Genomic DNA, 7,976 nt, shown 5'->3' with positions numbered 1-7,976 from the left:
GACCACAAGCTCACCGGCATCCGTGGCAAGGAGATCGGCTTCGTCTTCCAGGGCTTCAATCTCATCCCGACGCTCACCGCACTGGAGAACGTGGAGACGGCGCTGGTGCCGCTCGGTGTCCCCGCTGCGGAGCGGCGAGACAGGGCGACCAAGGCGCTGGAGTCGGTCGGGCTGGGCGACCGCGGCGACCACCGGCCCGCCGAGCTCTCCGGCGGACAGCAGCAGCGCGTCGCGATCGCGCGGGCACTCGTGAAGGAGCCGGACGTGCTGCTGGCGGACGAACCGACCGGCAACCTCGACGAAGAGACGCGGGACGAGATCATGGACCTTCTGGAGGGGCTCTGGCGCGACCGCGGCCTCACCCTCGTGATCGTCACCCACGACTCCGCGGTGGCACGTCGCGCACAGCGCCGCTTGCACCTCAAGCAGGGCAAGGTGAAGGAGGTCGCGTAGGCGCCCATGCCCTTCCGGTGCCGCCGAGCGCACCATACGTCCGGTTCACGTGAGGGTCAGGCCACGAAGACGTCGCGCAGCGTCACCGTGCGTAGCCGGCGTTCGCGGAGGATGTCGAGCAACTGCCCGTACACCTGCGTCACCGGGTCGTAGTTCGCGTGCCCGATGACGATGTGCTGCGGCAGGAACCATCGGTTCGCGTTCGCCACGATCTGCTGCGGGCTCAGGAGCCCGGAATCGGCCAGCGACCCGTACCACATCACCGGCGCGGTGTAGCCGATCGACGAGGCGACGGAGGCGACGCGATGGTTGAGATATCCGTACGGCGGTCGGTAGAAGGGCGCGGCCTCCACGCCGTACGTGTTCCGGATGAACTCCCCGTTGCGCTGAAGCTCCTGAGTGATGCCGCCGTCCGACAGTTTCGTGAGGTCCGCGTGATCCCAGGTGTGATTGCCCAGCTGCACCTGTCCGCTCTCCACCAGGGGTCGCAACGCGGGCGCGTTCTCGGTCCAGGAGGCATTGACCCCGTTCAGGAAGAAGGTCAGCCGGATACCGCTATCGTGGGCGAATTGTGCATAGGCGCCGACGACGTGCGATGAGACGCCGTCGTCGACCGTCCACGCCATCAGGTTTCCGTCTCCGGGAAGACCCGTGATCCTCTCACCCGGCGTGATCGGATACTTCCTCACGACGGGAAACGGCGCCGGCGAATCCGTCGGAGTCGGCCGCGGCGTGGGCGTCGGTGTTGGCAAGGAGGAGGTCGGCGCGGGAGTGCCTACTGCTTCGCTCTTCTGCAACGAGCATCCGCTCAGCGCAGTGACGGCTGTGGCGGCCAGCCCGACCAGGAACACTCGACGATCCATTGGGACCACCGATACCAGTCCGACGGGCCCTTTCCCGTTCGATGAGACGGTGAGCGCGGCCGCTATCCACCGAACTGGGGGCACGAGCGACGAGAAGGCGCTACACCTCGACCCAGGTGCCGGTATCGGCCGAGTCCATGACCGCCTCTGCCACTGCCGCGGCGCGCAAACCGTCCTCGAAGCGCGGCAAGCCGTCGGGGGCCTCGCCGGCGATCGCCGCGTAGCTGTCGGCAACGAACGCGTTGAAGGCATCCTGGTAACCCTGCGGATGACCGCCGGGGGTCGTCACGAGCCGCGCGGCATCCGGCGCCAGCTGATCGGCGTCCCTGGGGATGAGCAGCGAGCCCTTGCGGCGCCCCACCCACAGCGTCTCGGGCTGTTCCTGATCGAACACGACGGATTCGGCCGATCCCGCGAGCTCGACGTGCAGCCGGTTCTTGCGCCCGGGCGCCGCCTGCGACACGAGCAGCGTGCCGATCGCGCCGCCGGATGTCTGCACGGCGACAGCGACGGCGTCCTCGGTCGTGATCGCGCTGTGCTCGGCGCGCGAGTCGAAGAACGTGCGCTTCGTCGCCGCCACCATCGAGACGCGGTCACCGGTGACGAACTCGATGAAGTCGACGAGGTGCGACCCGATGTCGCCGAACGCGCGCGACCGCCCGCCTGCGGCGCTGTCCACACGCCAGTTGTCGTCACCGGACTCGAGCAGCCAATCCTGCAGGTACGATCCGGCGATCGTGAGCAGCCGGCCCGTCTCTCCCGAGGCGAACCGAGCGCGTGCCTCGCGAACCAGTGGGTGGAAGCGGTACACGAACGGAACCGTCGCGGTGACGCCGGCGGATGCCGCGGCATCCGTCAGCGTGCGGGCATCCGCCACCGTCGTCGCCAGCGGCTTCTCGCACACGACGTGCTTGCCCGCCTCGATCACCGCGAGCGCCTGCTCAGCGTGCAGGGCGTTCGGCGTGGTGACGTGCACGACCTCGACGCGGTCGTCGGCGATCAGGTCGTGCAGCGACCCGAAGGCGTTCTCGATGCCCAGCTCCTCGGCAGCGCGAACGGCGCGTTCCGGACGCGAGGAGACCACCCCGACCAGGCGCCCCCGGGCGGCTCGCGCCGCCCGGGAGTGCACCGTCGCCATGAATCCGCCGCCGACGATGCCGACGCCGACCGGGCCGGCGCTCCGCCGGTCCTGCGCGTTCGCCGCCATCAGACGAGCGTGGCCTCGGCCGGGTCCCACCCTTCGGGCAGCGCAGGGGTGGGCGTGAACGTGCTCTCGACATCCACCCACTCGCCGCGCTCAGCGGCCTCGATCGTGGAGACCATGACGTCGAGCGCGTGCAGCGCCTGCTCTCCGCTCGCGCGCTCGGGCACGCCTGCACGGATGGCCCGCGCGAGCTCCACGACGCCGGTGCCGCGCGCTGCCTTCTCGCCCTCGATCGTGATCGTCTCCGGCTCGCCGTCGGTGTGCAGCACGAGGTCGCCGACGAACATGTTCGGGTCGTTCAGCTCGAGCGCTCCGTCGACGCCAGTGACCTCGAACAGGGTGCGACCCAGCTTCGAGTCGAAGCTGAAGATGCTCTGCGACGTCTGCCCGCTCTCGAACTCGAACACGGCCGTGACGTGCGTCGGCACGGTCACCTCGAACGTCTGCCCGGCCAGCGGACCAGACCCGATCGTGCGCACCGGCTTCGCCTTCGACGCCACGGCCGCAACACGCTTCACCGGGCCGAACAGCTGGATGAGGGTTGTGACGTAGTACGGGCCGATGTCGAACAGCGGACCCGCGCCCTCCTGGAACAGGAACGCCGGGTTCGGGTGCCACGACTCGGGGCCCGGGTTCTGGATGATGGTGAGCGCGGTCTGCGGCTCGCCGATGGCGCCGGCCTCGAGCATCCGCCTCGCCGTCTGGATACCTGCACCCAGGAACGTGTCCGGCGCGCACGCCGCACGGAGGCCCGCAGCCCTCGCCGTGGCGAGCACGCGCTGCCCGCTCTCGCGGTCGAGTGCGATGGGCTTTTCGCTCCACACGTGCTTGCCGGCGGCGAGCACCTGAAGGTCGACCTCCGCGTGCACCTGCGGAAGGGTGAGATTCACCACGATCTCGATCTCGGGGTCGGCCAGCAGCTCCTCGGCGCTGCCGTGCGCCGGGATGCCGAACTTCTCCGCCTGGGCCGCCGCGGCCTCCGGGATGATGTCAGCGATGAACCGCACGTCCACGTCGGGGAACGCGGTGAGGTTGGTGAGGTACTGCGTCGAGATGTTGCCGGCGCCGATGACGCCGACGCCGACGGGCCCGGTCTTCGTGGCCTCAACAGCGCTTTCCGAGGCGCTCGTGAACTCGCTCATGCAAGACCCTCCTTCGTGAGGAATGCGAAGCTGTCTGCGACAGCGGTGAAACGGTTGTCGCGCGAGTCGTCGAGCTCGATGACGCGCAGCGCGTTGGGTGCGGCCTCGATGATCTCGCGGATGGGCAGGCTGCCGGCGCCCACAGCGACCTGGTCCTTAGTCTCCTTCGTCGCCGGGCCGTCCTTGATGTGCAGGGCGACGACCCGGTCGCCGAGCCGGCCGAGCACGTCCACCGGGTTCTCGCCTCCGACGGCGACCCAGTAGGTGTCGAGTTCGATGACGACCTCGGGGTCGAGCTTCGACGCCAGGTACTCCAGCCCGTTCTGCCCGTCGATCTTGTTCTCGAACTCGTGCGCGTGGTTGTGGTAGCCGACGCGAAGTCCTCGCTCGGCGGCGAGCTTCGCAGCGTGGTTCAGCTGCGCCGCGATCCCGTCGATACCCTCGGCGGTCTTCCACAGCTCGTCTGGCGCGTGCGGGTCGATGACGGTCTGGATGCCGAGCTCGCGCGCCGCGTCGAAGATCCCGGCGATGTCCTCGTCGCTCTCGCCGAGGAAGTGCACGTGCACAGTCGGGGCGGAGAGGCCGGCAGACGACAGCGCCTCGCCGAGCCCGGGGAAGTTGGTGAAGGCGAACGGCTCGACCTGGGTGAAGCCCACCTCGGCGAGCTTGTTCAGGGTGCCCTGCAGGTCGTCCTGCAGCGCTTCACGCACGGTGTAGAGCTGCACGGAAAGAGGTGAGGTGGTCACGTTTCTCCTCGTTGCGATGTGGCCGCTGGGTGAGGGATGACGCCCGTCGGCATCCCACGGTCGAATCGATTGAATCACACTTCTGCCACCAGTCCAGCAAAAGTTGCGTCTTTGCCACCCACTTCTGGGCTGCGATCGGCGCTTGTGATTCAATCGGTCTATGTCCGCGTCGTCCCTCTCAACCGGTTCCGCCGGTTCGACGACGCCGGGTGGCCTCGTCCCGAGAGATGCCGGCGACCTGCTCGCGATCCTGCGCGACGGCATCCCCCGCACCAGGGCGCAGCTCGCGGAGATCACCGGACTCGCCCGCTCGACGGTGGCGTCCCGCATCGACGCCCTGATGCATGCGCGCCTCATCATGCCCGCGCCCGATGCGGCCTCCTCGGGCGGACGCCCGCCCGCGCGAGTCGTGTTCAATGCGGGAGCCCGCATCATCCTCGCCATCGATCTCGGCGCCACGCACGGGGTGATCGCGATCGCCGACCTCGCCGGCAACGTGCTCGCCTCGGAGTCCGCACCGCTCACGATCGCCGACGGCCCCGAGCCGGTGCTCGGCTGGGCGCTTCACACGGCGAAGCGGCTCGTGAAGGCGAGCGGCAGACCGCGTTCGGAGCTCGCCGGTGTCGGCATCGGCCTCCCCGGCCCGGTTCAGCACTCCACCGGAATGCCGATCAACCCGCCCATCATGCCTGGCTGGGATCGCTTCGACGTTCCGTCTTACGTGCGGCGCACGTTCGACGTTCCCGTGCTCGTCGACAACGACGTGAACGTGCTGGCGCTCGGCGAGCACGCCGTGTCATGGCCGCTCGAAGACGACCTGCTGTTCGTCAAGGTGTCCACCGGCATCGGCCTTGGCATCATCGCCGGGGGACGGCTGCAGCGCGGTGCAGCGGGTTCGGCGGGCGACCTCGGGCACGTGCGCGTGCCGTTCACCCGCGACACCCCGCGGCACGGCGACGAGGATGCCGACCTCGAGGCACTCGCGAGTGGGCCGGCGATCGCGCGCTACATCGCCGAGCGCGGCACGCCGGCGACCTCGAGCGCCGACGTGCTGGCGCTGGCACGTGCCGGGAACGCGGATGCCGTTGCGGGCATCCGTCAGGCAGGACGCGACCTCGGCGAGGTGCTCGCCACGTGCGTGAACCTGTTCAACCCATCGGTGGTGGTCGTCGGCGGCTCCATCGCGCGGGCGGGTGAACAGCTGCTGGCCGGGGTGCGCGAGGTCGTGTACCGGCAGTCGACGCCGCTGGCCACCCAGCACCTGCAGATCGTCGCGGCATCCGCCGGGGAAACGGGCGGTGTGCTGGGGGCGGCGATCATGGTCGCGCAGCACCTGCTCGATCCGGCCTGAGCGCGGCGTGGCTCAGGAGTCGCTTTCGGCGCCCCAGACCCGCCTCGTCAGCGCCTGCACATCGCGGTCGAGGTGCTCGAGCCGGGTGTTGGTTGCATCGAGTCGCGAATTCACGCCACTCAGCTCAGCGCGGAGCTCAGCACGTAATCCGCCCACCTCGGCACGGATCACTCGAGACAGGCTGGTCACGACGAGAGTGAGTCCGCCCAGCATCGCTGCGGCGAATACTCCTATCACCGTCCAGATCTCGGGATCGTTCATGTGCACCTCCTCATTGTCTCTTGGGTGCTCCACGATGTCACGCTTCCTCGTCCGGTTCTCTTCCTGTGAAGGCCATGGTGGAGAAGCGCTCGACGACAGTCGATAGGGAGGAGAAGTGGAGCGACTCGCGTTCCGGGCGACAGGGCGTCGGTGGGCAGGCGGCACAATGGAGCGGTGACCGACACGATGCTCTCTCTGTTCGACGAGGAGCTCGAGGCGATGCTGCATCCGGCGGGCGCCGCGTCGGTCGCACAGCCCCTGAAGCCGCACGAGCGGCGCATCCTCGCCCACGCATCCGACCGGGTCGCATGGCTGCGTGCCCGGGCCCGCGGCATCACGGCGACGGATGTCGCGAAGCTGTCGACGCAGGCATCCATCCTGGCGGCCGCTCGGCAGAAGGTGCACGGGTCGGGCTTCAGCGGCAACGTCTTCACGGAGCACGGCAAGGCGCGCGAACCGAAGATCGCCGAATGGGTTCTGCGCGAGCACGGCATCTCGCCGAGCGATGCGCTGTTCCACGCGGTGGGCGACCGCCGGCACCTTGCGACCCCGGACGGACTGGCGGCCCGCGAAACCGGACGCCTCGAGCTCGCGGAGATCAAGACGACCAACAAGCCGTGGCGGAGCATCCCGCGGCACTACCTGCGCCAGGTGTGGTGGCAGCAGTACGTGCTCGGTGCGGAGCGCACGCTGTTCGTGTGGGAGCGGCACGACGGCTTCGTGCCGGTCGGAGACCCGGAGTGCCGGTGGGTCGATCGGGACGAGGACGAGATCGAACTGCTGGTGCGGCTGGCGAGCCAGCTCATCGGCGTGCTCGCCTCCGGCCGCGTCTAGCTGCGTCCGCGGATCAGGCGACGGAGGTCGCCTCCACTGCGAGCGGCTGCTCCAGCACGTAGTCGTCTTCCCACCGCTCGCCGACCCGGAAGCGCTTGATTCCCACCTGCCTGAAACCGCTCTTGGCGTAGAAGCGCTGCGCGCGCTCGTTCTCCTGGTTTACGCCGAGCCAGATGCCGGCTGCTCCGCGCTCGCGTGCCGCGTCGATGGATGCCTGCATCAGCCGGCCCGCGACGCCTCGCCCGTGGTGCCCCGGCAACACATAGCACTTGCTCAACTCGATCGTGGGGCGCAGGGTGATCGCGGCGGCGACGTCCTTGTCGTGCGGCTCACCGAGCACGAGCATCGTGTAACCGATGGCGCGGCCGTCCTCCTCCGCGATCAGGAGGATGCGATCGGGATCCGCGAGGTATCCGTGGAACGCGTCGGCCGACAGATGCTCGACGACGAACGCAGCGGCATCCTCCCTCGTCGTGTGCGGAGGACACGCCAGTGGGAACGTCACGGCCGCGACGAACGCGAGCCTGTCGACATCCTCCGCCGTCGCCCGCCGGATCGTCGCTTCGCCCATGCAGAAACATTAGGGGCATCGCGAGCTCGCCCGGAAATCGCACGATCGGCCGGGACGAAACGCCGCCGTCATCCGGCGGATCGGAACTTTTCCGGCCGATCGTACGATGCGATCGGGCCGCTCACGCCGCGGCGGCAACCTCCCGCGCCGCTGGGATGCGCGCCTGGCCGAGTTCTGCGGACGCGCCACCATGCTCGTCGAGGTACCGGGTGTACGCCACGATCGTGAGGAACGCCGGGTACTCCGACCGCAGCGCCACCCGCTCGAGCACCGCGGCCGCATCGTCGAACCGATCGTGCGGCGTGCGCGGCAGCTCGGCCAGGATCTCGTCGCGCAGCCGATGGATCAGCGGCACGTCGACGAGCACTCCCTCGCGCGTGAGGTCTCGTTTCTCGTTCCACTGCCCCAGCTGCGAGAGCGCGATCTCCGCGGTGGCGGCATCCTCCATGAGGTTGTCGATCGCGACGGCTCCCGTGCCACGCAGCCACGCCTCGACGTATCGAAGGGTCACCGAGATGTCGTCGCGCACTCCATCCAGCGTCACCTCATCG

Annotated in this window: 9 protein-coding genes and 1 pseudogene; 3 read left to right on the top strand and 7 right to left on the bottom strand. The window is 68.9% G+C overall.

Going from position 1 to position 7,976, the window contains the following annotated elements:
- The coding region (locus ACTHNC_RS02640; RefSeq protein WP_440293041.1) for an ABC transporter ATP-binding protein at window positions 1-453 on the top strand (453 nt) is incomplete at its 5' end.
- Between the two features lie 56 nt (window positions 454-509).
- Here the strand turns inward: ACTHNC_RS02640 and ACTHNC_RS02635 are convergent.
- The 4 genes from ACTHNC_RS02635 to ACTHNC_RS02620 form a co-directional block, all read right to left on the bottom strand.
- Window positions 510-1,316 (bottom strand): polysaccharide deacetylase family protein, encoded by an 807-nt coding sequence (locus ACTHNC_RS02635; RefSeq protein ID WP_440293040.1) that lies wholly within the window; start codon window positions 1,314-1,316, stop codon window positions 510-512.
- 100 nt (window positions 1,317-1,416) lie between these two features.
- A complete protein-coding gene (locus tag ACTHNC_RS02630; RefSeq protein WP_440293039.1) occupies window positions 1,417-2,523 on the bottom strand; it encodes a Gfo/Idh/MocA family protein in 1,107 nt (368 codons plus the stop codon).
- Window positions 2,523-3,662: a Gfo/Idh/MocA family protein gene (locus ACTHNC_RS02625; RefSeq protein ID WP_440293038.1), complete on the bottom strand. Its 1,140-nt coding sequence runs from the start codon at window positions 3,660-3,662 to the stop codon at window positions 2,523-2,525. The genes ACTHNC_RS02630 and ACTHNC_RS02625 overlap by 1 nt, the downstream gene beginning before the upstream one ends.
- Window positions 3,659-4,408: a sugar phosphate isomerase/epimerase family protein gene (locus ACTHNC_RS02620; RefSeq protein WP_440293037.1), complete on the bottom strand. Its 750-nt coding sequence runs from the start codon at window positions 4,406-4,408 to the stop codon at window positions 3,659-3,661. Before ACTHNC_RS02620 ends, ACTHNC_RS02625 begins: the two co-directional genes overlap by 4 nt.
- Window positions 4,409-4,568: 160 nt before the next feature.
- Between ACTHNC_RS02620 and ACTHNC_RS02615 the strand changes: the two genes are divergently transcribed.
- A complete protein-coding gene (locus ACTHNC_RS02615) occupies window positions 4,569-5,759 on the top strand; it encodes an ROK family protein (protein WP_440293036.1) in 1,191 nt (396 codons plus the stop codon).
- 12 nt (window positions 5,760-5,771) lie between these two features.
- Here the strand turns inward: ACTHNC_RS02615 and ACTHNC_RS02610 are convergent, their stop codons facing one another.
- On the bottom strand, window positions 5,772-6,020 hold the full coding sequence (locus ACTHNC_RS02610) for a hypothetical protein (protein WP_440293035.1): 249 nt from the start codon (window positions 6,018-6,020) through the stop codon (window positions 5,772-5,774).
- Window positions 6,021-6,239: 219 nt separating this feature from the next.
- On the opposite strand from ACTHNC_RS02610, the gene ACTHNC_RS02605 reads away from it, so the two are divergent.
- A complete protein-coding gene (locus ACTHNC_RS02605; protein ID WP_440293042.1) occupies window positions 6,240-6,854 on the top strand; it encodes a YqaJ viral recombinase family protein in 615 nt (204 codons plus the stop codon).
- A 13-nt stretch (window positions 6,855-6,867) separates the two neighbouring features.
- On the opposite strand, the gene ACTHNC_RS02600 is transcribed toward ACTHNC_RS02605, so the two are convergent.
- Together ACTHNC_RS02600 and ACTHNC_RS02595 are read right to left on the bottom strand one after the other, a co-directional pair.
- Window positions 6,868-7,425 (bottom strand): N-acetyltransferase family protein, encoded by a 558-nt coding sequence (locus ACTHNC_RS02600; RefSeq protein ID WP_440293034.1) that lies wholly within the window; start codon window positions 7,423-7,425, stop codon window positions 6,868-6,870.
- 121 nt (window positions 7,426-7,546) lie between these two features.
- A pseudogene (locus ACTHNC_RS02595) lies at window positions 7,547-7,976 on the bottom strand (hypothetical protein); the annotation flags it as partial.

This window comes from Humibacter sp., assembly GCF_051954055.1.
Lineage (GTDB): Bacteria > Actinomycetota > Actinomycetes > Actinomycetales > Microbacteriaceae > Humibacter.
The sequence above is the reverse complement of the archived record's forward strand: the minus strand, read 5'-3'. Positions and strand labels throughout refer to the sequence as shown.